22 protein-coding genes are annotated in these 22804 nt (G+C 53.5%); 14 read left to right on the forward strand and 8 right to left on the reverse strand.

Annotated features, from left to right (window positions below; translation table 11 throughout):
• Positions 1 to 149 precede the first annotated feature (149 nt).
• The 4 genes from BLR50_RS00605 to BLR50_RS00615 all read left to right on the forward strand — a co-directional run bounded on the left by BLR50_RS00605 (position 150) and on the right by BLR50_RS00615 (position 3341).
• Complete coding sequence (locus tag BLR50_RS00605; RefSeq protein WP_162840260.1) at positions 150 to 1181, forward strand: WxL protein peptidoglycan domain-containing protein; 1032 nt, start codon at positions 150 to 152, stop codon at positions 1179 to 1181.
• A 178-nt stretch (positions 1182 to 1359) separates the two neighbouring features.
• Positions 1360 to 1503 (forward strand): hypothetical protein, encoded by a 144-nt coding sequence (locus BLR50_RS14365; RefSeq protein ID WP_162840261.1) that lies wholly within the window; start codon positions 1360 to 1362, stop codon positions 1501 to 1503.
• A gap of 104 nt (positions 1504 to 1607) precedes the next feature.
• Positions 1608 to 2789, forward strand: coding sequence for a GGDEF domain-containing protein (locus BLR50_RS00610; RefSeq protein ID WP_092637445.1), 1182 nt, complete (start codon positions 1608 to 1610; stop codon positions 2787 to 2789).
• A gap of 168 nt (positions 2790 to 2957) precedes the next feature.
• Positions 2958 to 3341, forward strand: a complete 384-nt coding sequence (locus BLR50_RS00615) for a cupin domain-containing protein (protein WP_162840262.1) — start codon at positions 2958 to 2960, stop codon at positions 3339 to 3341.
• A 2-nt stretch (positions 3342 to 3343) separates the two neighbouring features.
• Here BLR50_RS00615 and BLR50_RS00620 read toward each other — a convergent pair whose 3' ends face one another.
• From BLR50_RS00620 to BLR50_RS00630, 3 genes are read right to left on the reverse strand one after another with little or no spacing between them, the layout of a single operon-like run.
• Positions 3344 to 4117: an AraC family transcriptional regulator gene (locus BLR50_RS00620; protein WP_092637449.1), complete on the reverse strand. Its 774-nt coding sequence runs from the start codon at positions 4115 to 4117 to the stop codon at positions 3344 to 3346.
• An 11-nt stretch (positions 4118 to 4128) separates the two neighbouring features.
• Complete coding sequence (locus tag BLR50_RS00625) at positions 4129 to 5073, reverse strand: glycosyltransferase family 2 protein (RefSeq protein WP_092637451.1); 945 nt, start codon at positions 5071 to 5073, stop codon at positions 4129 to 4131.
• 36 nt (positions 5074 to 5109) lie between these two features.
• Entirely contained in the window at positions 5110 to 8163 is a 3054-nt protein-coding gene (locus BLR50_RS00630; protein WP_242871655.1) for a YfhO family protein, read from the reverse strand.
• Between the two features lie 385 nt (positions 8164 to 8548).
• Between BLR50_RS00630 and yfbR the strand changes: the two genes are divergently transcribed.
• From yfbR to BLR50_RS00680, 10 genes are all read left to right on the forward strand, one after another.
• A complete protein-coding gene (gene yfbR, locus BLR50_RS00635; protein ID WP_092637454.1) occupies positions 8549 to 9139 on the forward strand; it encodes a 5'-deoxynucleotidase in 591 nt (196 codons plus the stop codon).
• A gap of 59 nt (positions 9140 to 9198) precedes the next feature.
• The gene (locus BLR50_RS00640; protein WP_092637456.1) at positions 9199 to 9783 is read left to right on the forward strand and encodes an ECF transporter S component; all 585 of its coding nucleotides are present in this window, start codon (positions 9199 to 9201) and stop codon (positions 9781 to 9783) included.
• Between the two features lie 35 nt (positions 9784 to 9818).
• On the forward strand, positions 9819 to 10121 hold the full coding sequence (locus tag BLR50_RS00645; RefSeq protein WP_092637458.1) for a hypothetical protein: 303 nt from the start codon (positions 9819 to 9821) through the stop codon (positions 10119 to 10121).
• The gene (locus tag BLR50_RS00650) at positions 10118 to 10564 is read left to right on the forward strand and encodes a HEPN domain-containing protein (RefSeq protein ID WP_092637460.1); all 447 of its coding nucleotides are present in this window, start codon (positions 10118 to 10120) and stop codon (positions 10562 to 10564) included. Before BLR50_RS00645 ends, BLR50_RS00650 begins: the two co-directional genes overlap by 4 nt.
• A gap of 131 nt (positions 10565 to 10695) precedes the next feature.
• Positions 10696 to 11331, forward strand: a complete 636-nt coding sequence (locus BLR50_RS00655) for a TetR/AcrR family transcriptional regulator (protein WP_092637462.1) — start codon at positions 10696 to 10698, stop codon at positions 11329 to 11331.
• Positions 11332 to 11359: 28 nt separating this feature from the next.
• Positions 11360 to 12070, forward strand: coding sequence for a flavodoxin family protein (locus BLR50_RS00660; RefSeq protein WP_092637464.1), 711 nt, complete (start codon positions 11360 to 11362; stop codon positions 12068 to 12070).
• A gap of 219 nt (positions 12071 to 12289) precedes the next feature.
• A complete protein-coding gene (locus tag BLR50_RS00665) occupies positions 12290 to 13588 on the forward strand; it encodes a DegT/DnrJ/EryC1/StrS family aminotransferase (protein ID WP_092637466.1) in 1299 nt (432 codons plus the stop codon).
• Entirely contained in the window at positions 13579 to 14202 is a 624-nt protein-coding gene (locus BLR50_RS00670) for an acyltransferase (RefSeq protein WP_341465391.1), read from the forward strand. The genes BLR50_RS00665 and BLR50_RS00670 overlap by 10 nt, the downstream gene beginning before the upstream one ends.
• A 430-nt stretch (positions 14203 to 14632) precedes the next feature.
• Positions 14633 to 15943 (forward strand): nucleotide sugar dehydrogenase, encoded by a 1311-nt coding sequence (locus tag BLR50_RS00675; protein ID WP_092637668.1) that lies wholly within the window; start codon positions 14633 to 14635, stop codon positions 15941 to 15943.
• Positions 15921 to 17021, forward strand: a complete 1101-nt coding sequence (locus BLR50_RS00680; RefSeq protein WP_341465393.1) for a Gfo/Idh/MocA family protein — start codon at positions 15921 to 15923, stop codon at positions 17019 to 17021. Before BLR50_RS00675 ends, BLR50_RS00680 begins: the two co-directional genes overlap by 23 nt.
• An 800-nt stretch (positions 17022 to 17821) precedes the next feature.
• Here BLR50_RS00680 and BLR50_RS00685 read toward each other — a convergent pair.
• The 5 genes from BLR50_RS00685 to BLR50_RS00705 form a co-directional block, all read right to left on the reverse strand.
• Positions 17822 to 18700, reverse strand: coding sequence for a DegV family protein (locus BLR50_RS00685; protein ID WP_092637468.1), 879 nt, complete (start codon positions 18698 to 18700; stop codon positions 17822 to 17824).
• 99 nt (positions 18701 to 18799) lie between these two features.
• Positions 18800 to 19309, reverse strand: coding sequence for a tRNA (cytidine(34)-2'-O)-methyltransferase (locus tag BLR50_RS00690; RefSeq protein WP_092637470.1), 510 nt, complete (start codon positions 19307 to 19309; stop codon positions 18800 to 18802).
• A gap of 288 nt (positions 19310 to 19597) precedes the next feature.
• Positions 19598 to 20182, reverse strand: a complete 585-nt coding sequence (locus BLR50_RS00695; protein ID WP_092637672.1) for a P-loop nucleotide/nucleoside kinase family protein — start codon at positions 20180 to 20182, stop codon at positions 19598 to 19600.
• A 292-nt stretch (positions 20183 to 20474) separates the two neighbouring features.
• Positions 20475 to 21383, reverse strand: coding sequence for a helix-turn-helix transcriptional regulator (locus BLR50_RS00700; RefSeq protein ID WP_092637674.1), 909 nt, complete (start codon positions 21381 to 21383; stop codon positions 20475 to 20477).
• Between the two features lie 50 nt (positions 21384 to 21433).
• Positions 21434 to 22705 (reverse strand): ABC transporter substrate-binding protein, encoded by a 1272-nt coding sequence (locus BLR50_RS00705; protein ID WP_092637472.1) that lies wholly within the window; start codon positions 22703 to 22705, stop codon positions 21434 to 21436.
• Positions 22706 to 22804 lie beyond the last annotated feature (99 nt).

Consider the following 22804-nt stretch of genomic DNA (forward strand, 5'->3'; position numbering starts at 1 on the left):
CAGCCGCTTTAGCGGCTGCCCGTAATAGTAATGCGGTTGGCGGAACCATTCAGTGCGTCTTGAGACGCTGTGCCAGTAATATGCCCTTTTAGGGCTGGTGCATACCACCAGTTTAACTGGTGGTTTTGATTTTGAAGGAGATGGTTAGAATGGAAGGCCGGCTGTTCTTAACGGCTGTAATGGCCATGACTGTTTTGTTTTCAAACGGCAGCCTGATTGATAATTCGGTGGCACCGTTCACAGTAATTCCAATCTATCCATCGAATCAGATTGAAGGGGATGCCGGCTATTTTTATATTGATCTTAAAGCTCAGCAAACACAAGAACTGTCGGCCGTAATCTATAACAACACCTCAAGCAATGCTGCAATAGCGGTTGAGACAGCGGATTGCTACACCTCTCCTCATGGCGGGCTGATTTATGTAACTAACAATACCAGCGATGATATTGGGTATATTGACCGCAGCTATATGATGGCTGACCATATTGTACCCTTTGAAACACAGCTTGTATTAAAGCCGAACGAAAGCCGTACCATCAGGTTCAGTGTCGCCGCTCCATCGATACCCGAGGGAGAGGCTATCGGGGCAATCCGGTTTGTTGATGCCGCACCGCGGCAGGAAGATGATCAGTCTCTCAGCCGGGAAGCTAATTTTCAGATAAATGTAAAAAGAGCGATAACCATTCCGGTTCGCATTCGTCTTGCGCAGCCGCTAACCACAGAAACCCCTGCTATACAAGTCGGAGACCTGAGCTTTGATCAAGACGAGGGAAAGGCTGTTCTTTCGCTTTCCAACAATCTTCCGGTTATTAACCGATTGGCTAAAATCAGCTATGATGTGTTTGATCATGTGGGCGAGCACCTTTATGAAGGTGACTTTGACCTTGAGAAGATGGCCCCGAAAACCAGTGTTATGGTGCCCATTGAATTAAACGGTAACGCAATCTCCCCCGGCAGATATAGGGTTAACGTGAATTACCCCATAGATAATACCCAAACCGATGAGGTAAGCAGAGAGCTTGTTATTGATAATACCACGGCAGGTAACATGAAGGCTGAATCGTCAATTTCTGAGCCTTCAAGTGAATTTGAGGGCTATTTTGTTGGTATTGTCTTTGTTCTTATCGCTATTATAATTGCTTTGATACTGCTTTTAGTGAGAAAGAGAAAAGAATCTTAACAAACTGAACTTTACGTTTTTATTGACAAGGTTTGATATGTAGGGTATGATAAGGCTAAAATACAACAGCCATATATTTAACGGCTCCTATCGGATATTTACTTATTTTAACCAGTGAACCAGGAATGACTTGATTCTCTTTTGTGCTTGAACCCGCGTTAGAAAGGAAAGGTTGCATATGAATAAGAGCATACGGGCATTTTTTACGGCAGTGGGTGTTATCACGGTGGTAACTGCCGCCGTATTCTTTATACTGCGTTACATTGATAACCGCGTGCATGAGGAAAAGTGGAAGGATTATTACGACTGCGGAATTACCTGAGTACTGCATTTTGCAGAGGGTTAAGGCATATGGCCTTAACCCTCTCTTCAATAGTCTTATATAGTTAAATTCGACAGAATAATACATAATAAAAGAGATTGTGCATGAAATTGATTAATGAAAAACTACTGCCTCCGCTTACAGACGAGCAGGAACAGGGCTTTGCCGCAGAGCTTGCAAAGAAGTGCCTGCTGGTTGCAAGGATTCTTCTGCCCGTTGTGCTTCTCCTTACACTGATTGATCTTATCGACCTGTTTTTTATCAACCCTGATGCAGAATCGTTAACCGGACGCGTTCGTGCTGTATACTATGTGTTTTTAGCGGTGGTTTCGGCTTCGTTTTGTATTTATCTGCTGCACGTTTATAAGAATGTGTTTGTAAAGGCGAAGCGAGTTCTGCTTTACACCTATTTATACAGCTGTTTTGTGTGCGTATGGTCTACCGTTATTATTCTTTATATCCCAAGAGGGGATGCAAAAAGTGTTGCGCTGTACTTTGCCATCGTCATCTGCGTGGCGGCGCTCGCCTATATGCACCCGATACGCGGCATTGTGCTGTTTTTGGTCAATCATCTGGTATTTATCGGCATGTTCGTAACTGCTTACAGCGGGAAGGTGAAGCTCTCTGACAGTATTTTTAATACTACCGTTGTAGCCGCGCTTGCTATAGTAATTTCCACCTCGCGTTATGTGGGTGCGCGAAGGGCGTTTTGCAGCCACGCCGTTATTGTGCAGAAGAACCGCGAGATTGAAGAGATGAATCATAAGTTAAGCGAGCTGGTGCATACCGACGTGCTTACCGGCCTGCACAACCGCCGTTTTCTGGATGAGTACATGCCTGCCTTGTGGCAGAACGCTATTGCGGCACAAACCCCCGTTTCCATACTGATGCTGGATATCGACGATTTTAAGTGCTTAAACGACTATTACGGGCACCACGCGGGCGACAGCTGCATTGCGAAGGTAGCCCGGCTGATGCGGGAGTGCTCGGACGACGGGCGCGACTATGTGCTGCGCTACGGCGGCGAGGAATTTGCGGTGGTAATGCCCGGAGCCAAGCCTTCGCAGGCAGCCGAAACGGCAGAGCGCATCCGTGCGGCGGTGGAGGCGCTGAATATCAGCAATCCGCTCTCTGCACTTGAGATGATCACCGTCAGCATCGGGCTGTACGGCGCCGTACCCACCGAGGAGGACACCCCCAAGCGCTTCTTCCGCAATGCCGATAAGGCGCTTTATCAGGCCAAGAGGAACGGGAAAAACCGTGTTGAGGTTTTCAAACCTGTCTGACGTCTGATGCCAACACTAAACTAAAACAAACCCCACGAACAGCTCGGTTCGTGGGGTTAGTATTATTTACGGTGGAGGGCGTGATTTTGTAATCCGAGCAATTATTTGCAATCTTTTCAGCCGCCGATTTGTTATAAAAGAGTAAAAGAACATAAGGAGGCGAAAGGATTGACTATTTCGGAACAGTTTGAAAAGGGCAGCGTTTATACCTTGAAGGATACCATATGCTCTGAACAGGTTGGGTATAACGCGCACCCTAAATTTAAAGGGGTATCGCTCAAGCATCTGGTTGCAGGGGGCATTACTAACGGGCTGTTGAGCTGCCATCTGGTAAGGGTGGAGCCGCTGTGCACGCTGGATACCCATACTCATGCCGAAAACCTTGAAATTCATGAGGTGATATCCGGCAGCGGAACCCTTTACATGGGCGGTGCCAAACATCGCTACACCGCGGGTTGTGTGGCTGTCATCCCGGTAGGTACAGAGCATAAGGTGCAGGCCTCGGAAGAAGGGCTGTATATCCTCGCAACCTTTACCCCACCGCTGGTTTAGAATCATTTCTTGCGATAGCTGCTCTTGAACCGGCTGGGAGTAATACCGACATACCGCTTAAAAACATTGCAAAGATGGCTTTGGTCGGCAAACTGAAGTGAATAGGCCAAATCGGCGGGGGATTGTTCTTGCAGCAGCCCCTGCCTGATTTTTTTTACCTTCGCCTGCAGATAGTAGCGATAGGGTGCCACGCCCATCTGTGCTTCAAAGCACCGTACAAGATGATATTTTGACACATGTGCATACCCGCTTAGCCTTTGCAGACTGAAGGGCTCGCTTAGGTGGTTTTGGATATAATCGGCGCAGTCTTCGGCAAGCTGCCTGTTTTGGTTAGCCACCGAGGGCTTTATAACGATATTCTGCCGGAGAAAATCCTCTACAATGGGGTAAAAGCGGGAGCTGTCGCCGCTCTCCTTGTAATCCCGGCAGGCGGTAAGCAGCTTTTCACCCAATGCTTCATCCGGGAATACCCGTTGCGCGCAGTGAACCGACCCGTCGGGGGCTGCACCGGGTACGCAAACGGCGCAGTAGCCGTAGGGGGTGTCCTCCGCGGGACTGATGGTATGAGGGACAAAAGGGGGAATGAAGTATACCTGATGCTTTGTAAGCAGACAAGGGCTCTCATTGCCAAACTGAATCAGCAGCCGCCCCTCGGTTACAACGCCGATACAAAAAACCGCATGGGTATGCAGCGGGAAGGCATGAACACCATGGCCTTCCACAAGCTCTGCAGTACCTATGCGGAAAAACTCTATCGATGTTGAATCGCTTTTCATATCAAATTAGCTTATTGATTCAGAAAGTCCTCGATGATATAGCGCGGGCGGCGCTTTACCTCGTTGTAGATCTTGCCGATATACTGCCCCACCACGCCAAGGCAGATGAGCTGCACCCCGCCCAAAAACCACAAAGATATAATGGTGGAGGTCCAACCGCTTACCGCGTGGCCCAGTATAAACGTAACAAGAGCGTAGACTGCGGCAAGGATGCTTACCACAAACACAATAAAGCCGATGGAGGTGATGATGCTTAAGGGCTTAACGCTGAACGAGGTAATGCCATCAAAGGCAAACGAGAGCATCTTTTTGAGCGGGTATTTCGATTCGCCCGCAAAGCGTTCCTCGCGCACATAGGATACGGTGGCGAACTTAAAGCCCACCAGCGGCACCATGCCTCGCAAAAAGAGGTTTACCTCAGAAAACTCCGCTAACGCGTCAAGGGAACGCTTGCTCATTAAGCGGTAGTCTGCGTGATTTTCCAGCACGTTTGCACCGAGGGCGCGCATAAATTTATAAAAGCCGACGGCGGTGGTGCGCTTAAAGAAGGTATCCTTGGCGCGGCTTGAGCGTACACCGTATACAATATCGCAGCCTTCCTCGAATTTCGCGAGCATCTCGTCTACGGCATTGATGTCGTCCTGCAGGTCGGCGTCCAGCGAAACCACGCAGTCGGCGTGCTCCTTGGCTGTCATCAGCCCGGCGAGCAGCGCGTTCTGGTGCCCGCGGTTGCGCGAGAGCTTTAAGCCGCTGAAATGACAGTCCTGCTCGTGATACTGCGCAATCAGATCCCATGTTTTATCCTTGCTGCCGTCGTTTACAAACAGGATGCGGCTGCTGTCGGTGATCTTGCCGCCGTCAATCAGCGCCTTGAGCTTGGCCAAAAAGCGCTTGCTGGTTTCGGGCAGTACCTCTTGCTCGTTATAACAGGGTACGACAATGTATAGTGTAGTCATTGAAATGGTGTTCCTCCTAGTTTCTATTCTAACGGTTTATTTCTCCTCGGGCTTGGTTGGGTCTACAATAAACCGGTCGTCGGCGTACAGCATGGTTTTAAACTGCTCGGGAGTGATGCGCTGCATGGGGGAGGCGCTGTCGTTCTGTGGCACTGTGGGTGCGGCGGCAGGCGCTTCGGCGTTTTTCGGCGGCTCGGCAGCCGGGGTAGGTGCAGGGGTGGGGCTTGCCGGGCGCGGCCTTACAAACGAGGCGTTGAACTGCCTTTCCGGCGCCGGGTTAAAACTGGGCACAAACCCCGATTTCGGCACAAACGACGCAGGTGCTGGCGCGGCCGGGGCCGGTGTGGCAGGGGTTGGCGATACGGCGGTGTTTGCCGTTGCCGAAACCGCTTTAGGCTCTGCCGGCGCTTCGAAAACGGCCTGTACAGGGGCAGCATTCGGTTGAACCGTTGGAGCGGCGGCAGGCTCTTGGATTACACTTGCCGGTTCATGCAAAGCCGGTTCGGGGGCAGCTTCAGCCTGGGGAGGGGCCTGTGGTTGTACGGCAGCCTGTGCCTGAGGGGGCAGCGGCTTGGAAAGCGCGGCCCGTGAAACGTAGGCACCCAGCTGGCGGGGCTTGGGCTGCCCGGGAGCGGCAGTATCCGCCGTAAAGGTGGCGGGTTCACTTTCCGCCAGCGGGTCTACCGCAAGCGTGGGCATCTCGTCGTCGATATAGAGTGAAAGCTGCTGGGGTTCACTGCTTTCGGGCAGTTCCTCGGGCGGCAGTTGGCGGGGGTGCTTGCGCAGCCACAGCAGCCAGATACCCATATATACAAGGAAGATTAACAGCGCACCGAGCGAAACATAGATACCCTCGTACAGGCCGGGGGTGAAGTATTCAAAGCGGATGGTACTGGAGCCAGCGGGTACGCGCACCGCCATAAAGCCGACGTTTGCCTTCTCAATCCGTGCGGGCTTGCCGTTTACAGTGGCCACAAAGCCACTGTCGTAGGGCACCGAGAAGAACACCAGCTTCTCGCTGGGCAGGTTGATGGCGGCGGTAAAGCCGTAGTTATCGGGCTTGAAGTAGTAGCAGCTCTGGCTGGTGCGGGCCTTGCAGTCGTCGGCAAGCTGCTCCTCGTTAAGCTCTGAAATATTCGAATCCTCCTCATGGGTGAGGATATCCGCGTTGCGGTCGGCGGTTTCCCAATCCAGATAGATGGAGTGCACCATCAGGTTGGTGCGGCGGGATTCGGGGGCGTTATTAAACTGCACCTGATCCACATAGCTGTCATAGGCAAAGCCCATGGGAATATAGTTCGTGTTTTCATAGATTTCATACCCGTACTGGGTATCGTAGTAGTTGTAGCCCGGCATGCCGAAATCGCGGTTGCCGTCTTTGTTCACAAACAGCCACCGCACCGAAACAAGGGGGCGCAGGCCGTAGTTGCTGGTTTCGGGGCGCGACGCCACCTGACGCTCTATTCCGATCGATTCGTAGAAATTCATCACCGAGGCGGGTACAATGCTGTGGAAGGCCTGAATGTTGGGCAGATGCCAGTACATCGCCTGATTATCCATGCCGTCGTAAACATCCGCACGCCAGAACTGATCCTTGGTTTCGGGCAGCTTAAAGTTATCGCGCGCGTTGAGCGCTGTGTTGATGATATAGTCGGTGGAATAGGAATGTGTTTTGCCAAGGCCGATAAAGGTGGCACCATATGCAAACGAGATAATGCAGGCTGTCACCAGCAGGATTCTCGGGAAGTTCTTGCGCTCCTTAAAGAACCTAAACAGGAAATACATCAGCACCACGCACAGCATCGAGATACCCACATACAGCCAGAAGCGGTCGGGGTATTCCTCCAGGCCAAGGATGGTTTTGTCGCCGTCCTTCTTGGGCATCAGACCGATGGCAACGGCAATGGCGGCGGTGATAAAGCCTGTCCAGCGGATGCCGCTGAGAATGTCGGCTTCTTTATCCTCAAACGCAATTACGGTGGCAAGCGAGAGGAAGAGGATAGGCATATAGAACCAACGCGCGTAATAGCTGCTGTTAAACAGGAAGAACGCGCTGTTGAGGATAGGCACCAGTGCGAAGGTAAGCGAGAGCAGCAGCACGCGCTTTACAAAATGCCCCCTGCCCCGTTGCATAAAGGCAATGACGCCGCACATGCTAACCAGCGGCAGCCACCCAGCCACCGACGCCCACTTGACGTTGCCGTCGGGGAAGAAGTTGGGGCGGGAGGGAAGGTCGGGCGGGAAGAAGAAGGTTTGCAGAATGGCACCGTAGCGCTGCACGTTGCCGTAAAACAATGCACTCCAGCCGGTAAAAAAGTCATCTACCCGCGGGTTTTGAATTACCGCGAGCGCCGCAGGCACCAGCAAGAACGCCGCCATGGCTACGCCGAGCACCGACTCGAGCGCGATGGTAAGGAACTTGTTCACCGTAAGCTTATAGTCGCCGGTGGAAAGGCGGATAATGAAGTAGAGAATGACGAACATTACCTGCCCTGCGAAGAAAAAGTAGTTCGAGAGGGCACAGATGAATACCGAAACCGCAAAGAACCCGCGGCGCTTGTTCATCATCAGCTCTTCCAGCGAGATGAGCAGCAGCGGGAAGAACGCAATCGCCTCGTGGAAGTGGTTAAAGAAGATGTTGTAGATGCCAAAGCCCGAAAAGGCATACAGGATACCGCCGAGCAGCGCGTAATCCTTGTTCTTTACAAAGCGGGTAATATAGCCGTAGCCGGTAAGCGAGATGACACCAAACTTTAGGCAGAACAGCGGCGCCATCAGGTAGGGCACCCACGCGGTGGGGAAGGGCAGCGTCAGCCAGAAGAACGGGCTGCCCAGCAGGTAGAAGCTGTAGGAGCCGATAAAGTTCGCTCCAAGGTCGGTAAACCAGTTCCAGTAGATGTCGCCGGTGCGCACCGCCTCCTGCGCCAGCTTGTAGAAGGGGATCTGCTGCACGTTAAAGTCGCCAAAGAAGAAGAAATAGCCCCTGTCGTAGATGACAAAGGGTAAAAACATCACGGCGGCAACCACAAGCCCTATTAAAAAGGCTTGTCCGTACCGTTCGTTGGTTTTAAGCTTTTTTGATGTCATCATTGCGTATTGCCTTTCCGGTTAAGAACCCGATTTTGCAGCGGGCAGAAAACCTGTAGAAAATATGGTGACAGAACCTTGCTGTGCACAACACAAACAGGCTTTTCACCTATTGTGAAAAGCTTGCTCCTATCGGATATATTAAGAAAATGGTATAGGCTTCTGTTTTGAGGCAGGCAGCGGGCTAACACCTGTAAACCATTGGATGCCGTTTGCCATGTTCCGATTATACCACTTTACAAATTGAGTGGCAATAATCAGGATAATTTATTCATATGACGAAGTTAAATTTTATAATATACTAAATTTGTATAAATTATATATAGACATTTTCCTGTTTAAGGTCTATAATGAAGCTGCAGAATCAAAAGAAGGATGTGCAAACCCCATGCAGACAAGCTTTTACGCAATGCTTTCCCGCATGAAATATATCAACCGCTGGGGGCTTATGCGCAACAACCGCCCCGAGAACCTTAGTGAGCACTCGCTGGAGGTGGCGCTAATCGCCCACGCGCTGGCAGTCATCCGCAACCGCCGCTTCGGCGGAACGGTAAACCCCGAGTATGCGGCGCTTATGGGTATCTACCACGACGCGCACGAGATTATTACCGGCGACCTGCCCACCCCCGTGAAGTATTTAAACCCCGAGATTAAGGGAGCCTATAAGAGGGTGGAGGCTTCGGCTTCCAGGCAGCTATTATCCATGCTGCCGAAGGATCTGCTGCCGGAGTATGAGCAGCTGGTGCTGCCCGGTGAGAACGAAGCAGAGTACCACGCACTGGTGAAGGCTGCCGACAAGCTCTCGGCGCTGATTAAATGCGTGGAGGAGGAGCGGGCGGGCAACACCGAGTTCAGTTCGGCAAAAGAGGCAACCATCAAAGCACTTAAAGCGATGGCGCTGCCCGAGGTGGAGGTATTCTTAACCGAATGCATTCCCGCCTACAGCCTGACGCTGGATGAATTGAATAGACAACTGTAATAACATTATAATAAATGTACTATTAAATGTACTATGAACGATGGAAAGGATGATTTTTTATGAAACATAAAAGTACTCTTTGGATTGTGCGTACGGCACTGATGCTGGCGCTGCTGGTGGTGGCGCAGTTTGCGGGCAAGCTGATACCGGCTGGTGCGGTAATCCTTGGCCCGATGAGCGTTACCCAGCTGGTAACCGGCTCGATTGTAAATATTATTCTGATTGTAACCGCCGCAACGGTGGGCGCGCTGAGCGGCGTAACCGTTGGTGTGCTCTCTGCCATTCTGGCGCTGATTCTGGGCATACAGGCGCAGCCTATTCTTACACCTGCTATTGCGCTTGGGAATGTGCTGATTGTGCTGGTTACCTGGATATTCTTTACCCTTGCCCAAAGGGCAAACCAGAAGCCGCTGGGGCTGTACGGGATAGTAGGTATCGTGCTGGGCGCTGTGGTAAAGACGGGTTTCTTGTGGCTTTCGGTTCCCGCGCTGCTCAAGCTCATTCCCGAAATCAAGCCCAAGCAGGCTGAGGTGCTTTCCAAGATGTTTTCCTACCCGCAGCTGATTACCGCACTCATCGGCGGGCTGCTTGCGCTGTTGATTATCCCCGCCGTAAAAAAGGCAATGGGGAAGCATTCCGCATAAACCCAAATCTCAATTTTATAAAGAAGGTGCTGACTATGGAACCGCAAACCATGGAATGTATCCGAGCCGTTGCGAAGGATATTCGAAAGACCGTGCAGCCCGAGCAGATTATTTTGTTTAACCAGAAGCTCGGCGTGGGCGGCAGGCTGCAGAGCTTTAAGCTGTGCGTGGTGGTGGATACCGCCGAGAAGGCCGATATCGAGCGCAGTATCTACCTCGGTATTGATTCCGAGCAGCCGTTTGATGTGGTAATCTACACCCCAGGCGAGTGGGAAGAGCTGCTGAACATCCCGCACTCGTTTGCGCGCACCATCAGGGATACGGGGGTGGTTCTGTGACAAGACATCGACAGCGCTCCTCCGACAGTAAGCGCCATATCGACTGGCTGAACAAGTCGGGCGAGGATATGCGCGCCGCCGAGCTGCTGCTTCAGCACCCCGAATGCTACAATATGTGCGCCTTCCACTGCCAGCAGACGATTGAAAAGGCGCTGAAGGCCTACCTGCTGGTGGCCTCTGACCGGTTGCTGGACGGGCACAACCTTACCTGGCTGTGCAGGCAGGCGCTGCGGTATGATAAGGAGTTCTCTACCTGGATGGACGAGAGCGCCGTACTCAACAAGTTCTACATTGAAACCCGCTACCCCACCGACCTTTCGTTTGCCCTTAGCCGTAAACGCATGGAGGAGGTTTTTAAAACCGCCAAGGAGATGTACGACTTCATCTGCTCGCAGGTGTATGAGGAGCAGGAGGAAGAGATGGATAAGGAGCTGGCGCTGTAAAGCGGAGTATAAGCAATACATGAAGAGGCTTGCCTGTTACGGGTAAGCCTCTAAAAACACTTGACAAGTGAACGACTGTTCACTATAATAAGAACAGGGTTAACAATCGTTCACTTAGGGGGGGCAAATGGATGACGACCAAGGAAAGGATACTGGAAGAGGCGCTTAACCTGTTTTCGGTGAAGGGCTACGAAGCTGTATCGGTGCGGGATATTGCGGGGGTGGTAGGCATACGCGAAAGCGCCATCTACAAGCACTACCCTAATAAGCGCGCCATCTACGACTGTATCCTTACACGGTACGCCGAGCGAATGAGTGGCTTTTTTCAGCGGTTTCAGATTACCGACGAGCAGGGCGGGTTTTCTGTAAACAACGAGGTGCAGCGCTTGTTTGAGGGCTACACCGAGGAGCAGCTGATTGCGAATTCGCTGCAGGTGTTCCGCTTTGTGTTTACCGACGAAACGATGGTAAAGGTGCGGCGCATGCTCACCGTCGAGCGGTATTGCAGCACCGAGGCCGCGGCGCTGTTTTGCCGTATGATGTTTGACGACGCAATTACCTATCAGTCGCAGATACTCAAGCGGATGATAGACGACGGACTGTTTGTAAAAGTAGACCCAGAGGTGCTGGCATGGGAGTTTTACGCGCCGATCTTTTCGCTGTTCTTTAGGTACGATAACGGCGAGGCGGAGCTTAATAAGGCGCTTATACTGGTGGAAAAGCATATCCGGCACTTTTACAGAACCTCGGTGATTAGGCCATTGTGAACCACTGAATATAGAAGGAGATACAGACATGATAAAGGTGGCAGTTATTTACGGGAATATGCATGAGGGCAGTACATGGAATTGTGTGCGGCTGTTAAAGGAGGCGCTGAGCGAGCGGGAGAAAACCGAGTTCACGGAGTTTTATCTGCCGCGGGATATGCAGGGTTTCTGCAACGGGTGCTTCTCCTGCTTTATGAACGGGGAGCAGACCTGCCCCCACAGTGAGCAGGTTCAGCCGATTGTAAGTGCGCTGGAGCAGGCGGATGTCATCCTCCTCTCTTCCCCCATCTATGCGCTGGATGTTTCGGGGCAGATGAAGACGCTGCTCGACCATCTGTGCTATATGTGGGTAAGCCACCGGCCCAACCCGCTGATGTTTAGTAAGGTGGGGGTATCGGTAACCACCACCGCGGGCGCGGGGCTTTCGCACGCCGCCAAAACGCTGAACAACACCCTCACCTACTGGGGGGTAAAGCGCGTATTCTCGCTGAAAGGGCGCGTGGCAGCAAGCAAGTGGGCAGAGGTAAGCGAGAAGAATCAGGCAAAGCTTAAAAGGCAGACGGCGCGCATGGCAGACGGGATTCTTAAAGCCGTACATAACGAAAAGATGCGCCCCAAACTCTTTTTAAGGATTATGTTTGGTATGATGCGCGGCGCGATGAAGAATAATACATGGTGCATCCGAGATCACGATCATTGGAAGAACCATGGATGGCTGGACGGGAAGAATCCGTTTTAAGGTAAATCACATTTGGATATAGAAGCAGGAAGCCTTGCAGGATGCAGGGCTTCCTGTTTTTTATAACAGTGTGGATCTGCGTCGCCATTATATGGGGAAATTACCGATGCCGGATTCATAAACTGATAAAGTGACATGAAAGGTTTTATTCTGTACTCCGCATAATTTTCAGCTGTCACCCCAAAATAAACTTGAATTGTATTTTAGAAGGAGCTGCTTATGCCAGTACCGCTGTTGAATCTTCACCGTGAATATGCCGAGCTGCAGGGCGAGGCCGAAACCGCCGTGCTGCGGGTGCTGCGCTCGGGGCAGTATATCCTAAGCGAGAATGTGTTTGCCTTTGAAAGTGAGTTTGCCTCCTATGTGGGTACTCAGTATGCCGTTTCGGTGGGCAACGGCACCGACGCACTGGTGATTGCCCTAAAGGCGCTGGGTATCGGCGCGGGGGATGAGGTGATCACCACGCCCTACACCTTTTTTGCCACCGCCGAAAGTATTGCCGCGGTGGGCGCAACCCCCGTGTTCTGCGATGTGCGGCGCGATACCTATAACATTGATGCCTCAAAGATTGCGGCGCTCATCACCCCAAAAACCAAGGCTATCATGCCGGTGCACCTGTTTGGGCAGTGCGCGGAGATGGATGAGATTAACGCCATTGCCAAGCGAAACGGCCTGTTTGTGATAGAGGATGCCTGCCAGGCAATGGGCGCGTGGTATAAGGGGCGGATGGCGGGCAGCCTTTCGGATATCGCGTGTTTTTCGTTTTTTCCCACCAAAAACCTTGCCTGCGCGGGCGACGGCGGTATGATTGTTACCGAGTACGAGTGCTTAGCCGATATCTGCCGCGGCCTGCGTGCCCACGGCAGCGGCGAGGACGGCAGGCGCGCCTATGAGCTGATGGCGAAAGCTGCTTTGGAAAAGGCGGCAAAAGCGGCAGAGAGTGAGAGAGATGGCGCGGATATCCCCTGCGAGGAGGCTGCCTACAATGTGCCGAGCGGCTTAAAGGAGCAGGTGCCGGCCTATGAGGGTGCGCCCATTACACCCAACACCGCTCCGCCCGTAAGCAGCAAATACTATAACTATGTGGTGGGGTATAACTCGCGGCTCGATGAGCTGCAGGCGGCGCTGCTGCGCGTGAAATTAAAGAATCTTGACAAGAGCCTGGATAGCCGCAAGCGGGCGGCGGCATTTTACGATGACGCACTGGCGGGGCTTGAGGGCATCACCTTGCCGCACACCTCGCCCGGCGGCTCGCACGCCTATCATTTATATGTGTTGTTAAGCGAGCGGCGCGACGCGTTGCGCGAGTATCTGACCGGGCGGGGGATTGCCACCGGTGTTTACTACCCTGTGCCGCTGCATCTGCAGAAGGTGTTTGAGCCGCTCCGCTATCAAAAGGGCAGTATGCCACAGGCGGAGTATCTGAGCGCGCGCGCGCTGGCAATCCCGCTGTTTGCGCAGATCACCGAGGCCGAGCAGCAGGAGGTAGCCGCTGCCATAAAGGAGTTTTGCGGGTGAAGGAGTATACCGCGCACGAGAGTGCGTATATCGATGAGCCGTGTGAAATAGGCCGGGGCACGGTAATCTGGCATTTCTGCCACCTGATGAGCGGGTGCGTGGTGGGCGAGAACTGCCGCCTTGGGCAGAACGTGGTGGTGGCGCCCGGCGCTCGCTTAGGAAACGGCGTGAAGGTGCAGAATAACGTTTCGGTTTACACCGGCGTGGTGTGCGAGGACGAGGTGTTCCTGGGCCCCTCTTGTGTATTTACCAACGTGATAAACCCGCGCGCCTTCATCGAGCGCAAGGACGAGTTTAAGCAGACACTCATCAAGCGCGGCGCAAGCATCGGGGCCAACGCCACGGTGGTGTGCGGGTGTACCATCGGGCAGTACGCGCTGGTGGGCGCAGGCGCGGTGGTAACGCACGATGTGCCCGACTATGCCGTGGTAACCGGCATCCCAGCAAGGGTTATAGGCTATGTTTGCGCCTGCGGCAATAAGCTGTCGTTTCAAAACAACCTTGCTAAATGCGCCGTGTGCGGGAAAGACTATACGGTGTATGGCGAGCGGGTGATTGCACGCACCGGGGTAGCGGTGAAGCCGATAAAGAGAGTACGGGAGAAAGACAGGTAGGGAGCGGTCTTGACCGTTGCGCCAATCAACCTCAATTCTCCGGCCCCTGTGCCGTTGCGGTATCTTGCGAATCTTGTAGGACGATTATCAATCGCCCGTGGTATTATCTGCGGTTACGTTTAGATTCACGGGCGCTTAGTAAGCTCCCCTACATCACCATCGTGGATTTGCGATAAACTGCGGGGCGTCGAGGACGCCGCCCCCTACAAGAGGGGTTGTGGCAGGGGCGCGGGCGAGCACAGTTCGCCCCTACGGAGCTTCGATTGGGATTGTAGGGGCGGCTATCGGCCGTCCGCGGTATTCATAGGGTTGCCGATTTGTCGGCGGATGCGCAATGCGCGCCCTTACAAAATTATAATCAAATGCCGGAACGACACTTAGGTCGTTCCCAACATCACATAAAGGCAGGTAAAAAGCGATGCCGCTGAGCATGAAGGACGACCTTTTAAACCGAATCAAGGAACGGCGGCTGCTGGTGGGGGTGGTCGGCCTTGGCTATGTGGGGCTGCCGCTGGCGGTGGAAAAGGCCAAGGCGGGGTTTCACACCATCGGGTTTGATATACAGGCCGAGAAGGTGGAGAAGGTAAACCGCGGCAAGAACTACATTGGCGACGTGGCGGGCGAGGATTTACAAAGCCTTGTGGAAAGCGGGATGCTGGCCGCCACCAACGATTTTTCGTTTATAGAGAATGTGCAGTTTATTGCAGTGTGCGTGCCCACCCCGCTGGATGAGCACCAGCAGCCCGACATCAGCTATGTAAAGAACAGCTGCACCGAGATTGCCAAGTACCTGAAAAAGGGCAGTATGGTGGTGTTGGAGAGCACCACCTACCCCGGCACCACCGAGGAACTGATCCGCCCGATTCTGGAGAAAGGCTCCGGACTTGTGTGCGGCGAGGACTTTTACCTCGGCTTCTCGCCCGAACGGGTGGACCCCGGCAACCTTATCTACAAAACCCGCAACACCCCCAAGGTGGTGGGCGCCATCGGCAAAGACGCAAGCACCGCTATTGCCGCACTCTACCGCGAGGTGCTGGAAAGCGACGTGCTGGAGGTATCCTCCCCAAAAGTGGCCGAGATGGAGAAGATACTGGAAAACACCTACCGCAACATCAACATCGGGCTGATCAACGAGCTGGCGATCCTGTGCAACGAGATGGATATCAACATATGGGAGGTCATCGAGGCGGCAAAAACCAAGCCCTACGGGTTCCAGCCGTTCTACCCCGGGCCGGGGCTCGGCGGGCACTGCATCCCGCTGGACCCATACTATCTTGCGTGGAAGGCGCGGGAATACGGCTTTCACACCTCGATGATCGAGGCCTCGGGCATGATTAACGACCGCATGCCGCGCTACTGTGTAGAGCGTGCGGCAAAGCTGCTCAACCGCTTTGGCAAGCCGATGAACGGCGCCTCGGTGCTGATGCTGGGGGTGGCCTACAAGCAGAACATCGACGATGTGCGCGAAAGCCCCGCCCTGCATGTGATGGAGCACTTGGAAAGGATGGGCGCGCGGGTTTCCTATCACGACCCGTATGTGCCGCAGTTTAAGCTAGGCGGCACCGTGCGCAAGAGCATCAGCCTGACCGCCGAGGTAATTGCCCAAGCCGACCTTGTGATGATTACCGCCTCGCATACCAATGTGGACTACAAGCTGGTGGGGCGGCACGCCAAGGCGGTGTTTGACACCAAAAACGCCATGAAAGAGGTGTTGACGCGTGACAACATCGAGGTGCTCTAGCGGCCCCCTGAGGTATGCGCTCATCGGCTGCGGGCGCATCGCGCCAAACCATATTGCGGCGGCGCAGGCAAACGGGCTTGCTATCGCGGCGCTGTGCGACATCGAGCGTAGTCACGCCGAAAAGCTGGCGGCGCAGTTTGGGCTTTCGCAGGTGCCTATCTATACCGATTACACGCAGATGCTGAGTGAAATCCACCCTGAGCTTGCCGCCGTTGCCACCGAGAGCGGCGGGCACGCGAAGGCGGCGCTTGCCTGCATACAGGCGGGCTGCCCGGTGATCATCGAAAAGCCCATCGCCCTTTCGCTTGCCGATGCCGACGATATCATCGCCGCGGGCAGGGCAGCGGGGGTGACGGTTGCGGTGTGCCACCAGAACCGGTTTAACAGGTCCGTCCGAAAAATCCGCGAAGCGATGGAGGGCGGGCGGTTTGGCAAGATGCTGTACGGCACCGCGCATATCCGCTGGAACCGCGGGGAGGATTACTACCGTCAGGCGCCGTGGCGCGGCACCTGGGAGCAGGACGGCGGCGCTTTGATGAACCAGTGCATCCACAACATCGACCTTTTGCGCTGGATGCTGGGCGACGACATCACCGAGGTGTTCGCCTACACCGCGAACCTTGCGCACCCCTACATCGAGGCGGAGGATCTCGGCCTTGCGCTGGTGCGGTTTGCAAACGGCGCGATGGGCGTAATCGAGGGCACCACCGCCGTATACCCGAACAACTTGGAGGAGACGCTCTACCTGTTTGGTGAGAAGGGCACGGTGAAGGCGGGGGGAAAATCGGTAAACGTGCTGGAGGAGTGGCGGTTCGGCGACGGCATGGACGAGGCCGAAACGGTGAAGACCGCCTGCTCCGACAACCCGCCCAATGTGTACGGTTACGGGCATACCCCCCTTTACGCCGATGTGATTGACGCGGTTGTTAACCATCGTCCACCGGCGGTGGACGGCGAGGCGGGAAAGCGGGCGCTGGAGCTGGTGCTGGCGGTTTATTCCTCCGCGGCACTGGGCAGGCCGGTACAATTGCCGCTCACCCGCTGCGCGACCACTGATTTTGAGGGGATGCTTAAATAGGGTGCAACAGAAAAGACCGGAGCCTTGATTGGTTCCGGTCTTGGTTTATATTTATGACAATTTGTAGGGAACGACCCCGTGTCGTTCCGTTGTCAGCGGTAATATTGTATTAGCCTGCAAAAGGTTAAATTTGTAGGGAACGGTCTTGACCGTTCCACCTTAAAATTCTATAAATCTTTGGATTGTCCGTACCCGCACGGACAGGCGGCATCCTTTTTGAGTGCGTCAAAAAGGATGCAAAAACCGCTTTAGCTTGTGCGTCGGCACAAATCACTCGGCGATAAGCGTAGCGCTTCGAATATAGAATCGCTCAAAACGGCGCCAAACTCGCCGCGGCTCAAACAGTGGCACCGTTTTGTCGCGCTGAGGCGCGACCGCTCACGGTTCTACCGCAACGATGCGTACGCCTCGCGACCCCTTCGGGGAAGTGCCGACGCAGGGAAGATTACCGATACTATTCGGTAGAAAACGGAGTGGGGGAACAGGCTCTGTTTATTTTGTAGGGGCAGACCTATGTGTCTACCCTGTTAAAGACTAAATTCGTAGGGAACGGTCTTGACCGTTCCGGTTATTATCCTATCAGACTACAAAAGAGAAAGCGTGCTCGCTTATCTGCAATACAGGGGTACTCGTTCGGGGGCGAAGCCCCCGGACATCTCTCCCCCTCCCGCATAGGAGCGTTTGATTCTATGACAAGTTTGTGTGCGGGAAGGGGGTTGGGGGTGGGTATTCTTCTGCCCAATCGCAATGCAGAATAGTTAACGAGGGCAGCCGTTCGGCTGCCCTCGTTTCATAATCAGTTATCTTCTCTTTTTCCCCAGATAAGCCACGCCCACAACCTCCGGCCCGCTGTTAATCGCTATGCACGCGCCTATGTAGTAGATGCCCACCGGCGGGTGCCCAAGCTCCTTGGTAAGCACCTTCGCCAGCTCGTCGGCTACGCCGTCGCGGGAGCCGCGCACCAGCAGGTAGGGGGCCTTGCGGTCGTCCATGCGCTGTTTGACAAGCTCGGCAATGCGCGGGTTTACGGATTTATCACCGCGCACCTTGTCTTCAATCTTCATGGAGCCGTCGATGATGCTGATAACAGGCCTAAGCCCCAGCACCTCGCCCACAAACGCAGCCGCCACGCCGATGCGCCCGGACTTTTTGGCGTACTCAAGCGTAAAGGGGGTAAACAGAATCTCCACGCGGGTAAAGTAATCGGTGAGGTAGTCAGCGGCTTCCTTCGCCGTTTTGCCCTCGCGCACCATCTTAACGGCCTCGATTACCGGCAGGCCGTAGGACATGGTGTAGTTTAGGGAGTCCACCACAAAGATTTCAAGGCTTTCGGCCTTCTCGGGGTGCTCGTCGAAGTACATGTTTTTCGCAAGGCTTGCGGCGTCGAACATCGAGGAGCCGGTGGAGCTGATGGTGGTAACGATAATCGCCTGAGCGCCCTGCGCGAACGCTTTTTCGTATTCGTCCAGGTAGGTAATTGCCGTGATATGCGCGGTGGTGGGGACAGCCTGGCTTTCCTTAAGGATGTCGTAAAACTCGTGCGAGTTGAAGTCTACACGCTCAAGATAGCCTCTGCCGTCTACCGTAATGGGGATGGGCAGCACCTTGATACCGTAGGCCTGCGCGTCGCTTTCCGGCAGATCGCACGCCGAATCGGTTATAAACTTAACTTTGGTCATGCTGTTTTGTTCTCCTTATCCGGCGCGTAGCGCCCTATTCTTCACTCAATTCACTCAATATACAAACGATGTTATCCTTATAATCATTACAGATAGGGTTTACAGCGCCTCGTTCCAATCAAATTTCGTCAGGCTGCCCTCGTTTTTCAGCTCGGGGAAGCCCCACTGGCGCAGTACCTCGTACACCCCGATGGCTACGGAGTTGGAGAGGTTTAAGCTGCGTGCATCGTTAATCATCGGCATACGCAGGCAGCGCGAGGGGTTTTTAAACAGCAGCTGCTCGGGCAGGCCCGCGTCCTCACGCCCGAACACCAGATAGCTGTTGTCGGGGTAGGTCATATCCGAATACACATGCCGCCCCTTGGTGGTGAAATAGAAATACTCCCCGCCCGCGGTTTTGGCAAAGAAATCGGCGAGGTTATCGTAGTAGGTGATGTCTAAAAAGTGCCAGTAATCCAGGCCCGCGCGTTTAAGCTCCTTGTCGCTGGGCTCAAACCCCATGGGGCGCACCAGATGCAGCCTTGCCCCCGTCACCGCGCAGGTGCGCGCGATGTTGCCGGTGTTTTGCGGGATGCGCGGCTCTACCAGAACAATGTTTAATCTGCTCATCTATCGTAACTTCCTTAATATTAGAGGTATATACTCTATTAAACACTAAAATGCCGGTTTAGGCAATACGAATTTGTGATTGTGGAGGTTTTTCCATTGGCGTTGGTATGTACGCAACAAGAATAAGGGAGCGGCTGTAGCCGCTCCGTGAATGGCATAATGCTGTTTATGAAATACCATGCAGCCTCTGTAATGCGGCTAGCTCATCGCATTCTACCGCCGCAGCCTTGGATGTGCCGTTCTTACTTACCCGTATGTTCAGGGCAGTAATTCTTTCCGTGATACGGCTTACCCTTCCAGAAGCTTCACCGTCCGCTTGAGTGATTCTGAAAACTCCTCGTCGGTGGAGTTTTTGAAGATAATCAAGTCATCCTTTACCTTAGGGTCATCGAAGGTGGTGGGGATGGTGAAGTTGCAGGTGGCGATGTATTTGTCCCAGTGCGTAAGTTTCCAGGTGTCGCGGTCGGAATTGCGGGCAATCATCCTTTGGCGGCACACCTCAATCTCGGTTTGCACCCATACCACGGCAAGGGTTGCGCCCTTTTCGGCAAGCTGCTTCGTTAAGGCATGGATATAGGCGGCGCTGCGGATCTCCTGCGAAAACGGCGCGTTAATCAGCACAATGTCATCGTAGTCCAGCGCCTCCATGGCTAGCGCCACGATGGTTTCGTACTCGTAATCGCGGATATTCTTCTTAAAAAATTCCGAGCTGCGGTCGTATTCCTGCCCCGCCACCGCAAAAATCTGTTTGGAAAGCGGGATGAGGGTGTCCTTATCCAGGTAAACCACGTGGCTGAGTGCCTTAGCCAGCTGCTTGGATACATAGGTCTTTCCGCTGGCGGGTGGGGAGGTAACCAGAATCAGCTTTTTCATCTGCTTGATGCCTCGCTTCATTGTGGCATTTTCTGTCTTTATACTATGCGCTTCTGTGCAGAATGTTTCGTTAGGCTGCTTATTTGAAATTAGTATTATAGTAGCACAAACCCTTGGCGAATGACAGCACATTATATGAACAGAAAACAAAACCTCTCATGAATACCCCCAAGCAAAAATGTCTGCTTGCCGCAGACATTTTTAGCGGTATTGCTCCGGCGGCGCATGTCCGCCTGCGCAATGTTATTTCGATTTATATTCTTTTAACAACCTAACCCCTCTTGCGGGATTATTAATCGTTATAGAATGCTGCCATCCTTTTTAAACGTTCACCGATTCCGCGGCGTACCTCGGGCGGGCCCAGTACCTCGGCCTGATCGCCGTAGGAAAGCAGGTAGCCGTACAGCCATTCCCCCTGCGGAAAGTCACTGTGAATGGTGAAGCTGCCGTCGGGGTTTTTGGTGATGTTTTCTTCGTCAAACTCGTCGTAGACGCGAAAGGCCAGCTGTTCGCCCATGTGCAGGGTAATGGGTACCATTACTCCGTTAAAGGGGTGATCCTCCCCGGTGTAGGGGGTGTCGGGTATTTCACGCGTAAAGGTTTCGCCGGTGCCCACCGGGTTTTTGATGCGGGAGAGCTTAAAGATTCGAAGCTCCTGCTTCTTGCGGCAGAACGCGTAGAGATACCAGTCCTGCCCCTTGAAGATCAGCCGAAGCGGTTCCGCGGTTCGGGCTGATTTTTCGCCCATGGAATTGTAATAGTCAAACGCCAGCACCTCGCCGCGCAGGATGCACTGCTTAAGCAGCGCAAACTTTTCGCGCTCCTTTGTACCGCCGCCCCAATAGGTGAAGTCCACATCCAGCCATGCAGTGCGCTTTTTGCCAAAAAGTGCTGCGAGCTTGGTAAGTGTCTGCTCGGCGCCAGGAACCTCGATGGCGCTCAGGCTCTGCAGGGAGGCCATGATGTCCTGCTGCTCCTGCTCGGTAAGCAGCGATTTATCAATCGTAAAGCCGCCCAGCAGACGAATCCCCCCGTGCTTGCCTTTGCAGGTATACACCGGTATGCCAGCACTGCTGAGCACGTCGATATCGCGGTAAACGGTACGGGTTGAAATCTCAAACCGCTCGGCAAACTCGGCTGCCGTAACGTGGCCTCGTTCGGTGAGCAGGTATACCATCTCAAACAGGCGCTGCATCTGCATAATTTTTGTCCCCTCCGGCGCAAACGCCATAACCGTCTCTTGATGTTATGTCAGCTTGTTTTACCTTGCGCAAAAAGCTCGGTGATATCCTCTTGAATCTGTGCGCGGCTTCGGGTGCCCGAAACATAGGCCTGCAGCGCAAGCCCCAGCGGCTGCTCGATATCGTTCGGGCTTTCAAAAATCCACCAGGTACAGGTTTGCTTTTGCTTGATGGCCTCGGCAGCCTGAACCGAAAGCGGTGTATCCGGTACCGGTACATCCTTTTGAGGCGAGAGCTGCTTTACCTGATTCGGCACCCAGCACTTACCGTACTCTGAGGTAATCAGCCAGTTTAAGAAGGTAAGCGCTTCGTCCAACACCTTGGAATCCTTATAAACCCGCAGGGTGAGGTTGGAATCAGCGGCGATAACGCCTGTGCCGTTTAAACGCGGTGCCGGCAGGTACCCAAGCTTCAACTCGGGGTTTTGGTTTAGGATGGTTTGCTCGGCCCACGAGCCCTGATGGATCATCGCTGCCTTGCCTGCGGCAAAATCTGAACACTGGCTGTCGAAGGTCGACTTCATCGGCTCAAGGCCGCCATACTGCTTTACAAGATCGAGCACGTCCAGCGCAAAGGCAGTTTCGGGCAGTTCCCCTACCTTGACGGTACCCTGACGGGTGGCCTCAAGCAGGCCGTGGTAATCCCCCGAATTCACGTCACTCATTGAGGGGTAGAAGGTTTGGGGCAGCACCCACCAATCGGCAAAGCCGGTGGCAAAAGGCTGAATGTTGTTTTGGCTGAGCTTCTCACACACCGCGCGGTATTCATCAAGGGTTTGCGGAAGCGCGGTGATGCCTGCAGCACCAAACAACGTCTTATTGTAAATGAAGGAATGGGATTGTACCAGCAGCGGGCAACCCCAAATGCGGCCGTTTACTGTAACACCGCCCAGCAGGGCAGGTTCGATATTCTGGATAAACGGCTGATCGTCCAGCGCATACAAATACCTCTGATATAGGTAATTATCGTTGTAGGCACTGGTAATAAAGATATCGGGTGCTTCACCGGCATTCAGCTTGGTTTTTAATACCGTACCGTAGTCATCCCGCCGAACATCCATTTGTATGATTACGTTTGAACGGTAGGCCTCATAGACATCTTTCATCTGGCGGTACTGCTTGTCAAGCTCGGGGCTGTTCAGCATTAGGTTCAGCTCAATCTTTTCGTGTGCAACAGGTTGTTCGGGCTGGGCTGCCGGGTATTCTGTTTCCATCCTCACACAGCCGAAGCAAAGCGCAAGAATTACAGAAACGGCAAGAGCTCTAAAAAGGATTGTTTTCATATTAACTGTCCTCCCCGCCGGCTGCTTTATTATCCCATTATTTTGATATTAGTATATCCTTTTTAATAGATTTTGTAAATTATATAGTAAAAATTTTAT

Origin of the sequence: Acetanaerobacterium elongatum (assembly GCF_900103835.1) — a bacterium.
GTDB lineage: Bacteria > Bacillota > Clostridia > Oscillospirales > Ruminococcaceae > Acetanaerobacterium > Acetanaerobacterium elongatum.

What these genes read in the sequence shown, in the direction of transcription:
- BLR50_RS00690 (WP_092637470.1), bottom strand. Translation starts at nt 19,309, where the DNA reads ATGAGCAGATTAAACATTGTTCTGGTAGAGCCGCGCATCCCGCAAAAC.
- BLR50_RS00675 (WP_092637668.1), top strand. Translation starts at nt 14,633, where the DNA reads ATGAAGGACGACCTTTTAAACCGAATCAAGGAACGGCGGCTGCTGGTG.
- BLR50_RS00685 (WP_092637468.1), bottom strand. Translation starts at nt 18,700, where the DNA reads ATGACCAAAGTTAAGTTTATAACCGATTCGGCGTGCGATCTGCCGGAA.
- BLR50_RS14365 (WP_162840261.1), top strand. Translation starts at nt 1,360, where the DNA reads ATGAATAAGAGCATACGGGCATTTTTTACGGCAGTGGGTGTTATCACG.
- BLR50_RS00605 (WP_162840260.1), top strand. Translation starts at nt 150, where the DNA reads ATGGAAGGCCGGCTGTTCTTAACGGCTGTAATGGCCATGACTGTTTTG.
- BLR50_RS00700 (WP_092637674.1), bottom strand. Translation starts at nt 21,383, where the DNA reads ATGCAGATGCAGCGCCTGTTTGAGATGGTATACCTGCTCACCGAACGA.
- BLR50_RS00625 (WP_092637451.1), bottom strand. Translation starts at nt 5,073, where the DNA reads ATGACTACACTATACATTGTCGTACCCTGTTATAACGAGCAAGAGGTA.
- BLR50_RS00630 (WP_242871655.1), bottom strand. Translation starts at nt 8,163, where the DNA reads ATGATGACATCAAAAAAGCTTAAAACCAACGAACGGTACGGACAAGCC.
- BLR50_RS00665 (WP_092637466.1), top strand. Translation starts at nt 12,290, where the DNA reads ATGCCAGTACCGCTGTTGAATCTTCACCGTGAATATGCCGAGCTGCAG.
- BLR50_RS00640 (WP_092637456.1), top strand. Translation starts at nt 9,199, where the DNA reads ATGAAACATAAAAGTACTCTTTGGATTGTGCGTACGGCACTGATGCTG.
- BLR50_RS00695 (WP_092637672.1), bottom strand. Translation starts at nt 20,182, where the DNA reads ATGAAAAAGCTGATTCTGGTTACCTCCCCACCCGCCAGCGGAAAGACC.
- BLR50_RS00655 (WP_092637462.1), top strand. Translation starts at nt 10,696, where the DNA reads ATGACGACCAAGGAAAGGATACTGGAAGAGGCGCTTAACCTGTTTTCG.
- BLR50_RS00660 (WP_092637464.1), top strand. Translation starts at nt 11,360, where the DNA reads ATGATAAAGGTGGCAGTTATTTACGGGAATATGCATGAGGGCAGTACA.
- BLR50_RS00620 (WP_092637449.1), bottom strand. Translation starts at nt 4,117, where the DNA reads ATGAAAAGCGATTCAACATCGATAGAGTTTTTCCGCATAGGTACTGCA.
- yfbR (WP_092637454.1), top strand. Translation starts at nt 8,549, where the DNA reads ATGCAGACAAGCTTTTACGCAATGCTTTCCCGCATGAAATATATCAAC.
- BLR50_RS00610 (WP_092637445.1), top strand. Translation starts at nt 1,608, where the DNA reads ATGAAATTGATTAATGAAAAACTACTGCCTCCGCTTACAGACGAGCAG.
- BLR50_RS00645 (WP_092637458.1), top strand. Translation starts at nt 9,819, where the DNA reads ATGGAACCGCAAACCATGGAATGTATCCGAGCCGTTGCGAAGGATATT.
- BLR50_RS00705 (WP_092637472.1), bottom strand. Translation starts at nt 22,705, where the DNA reads ATGAAAACAATCCTTTTTAGAGCTCTTGCCGTTTCTGTAATTCTTGCG.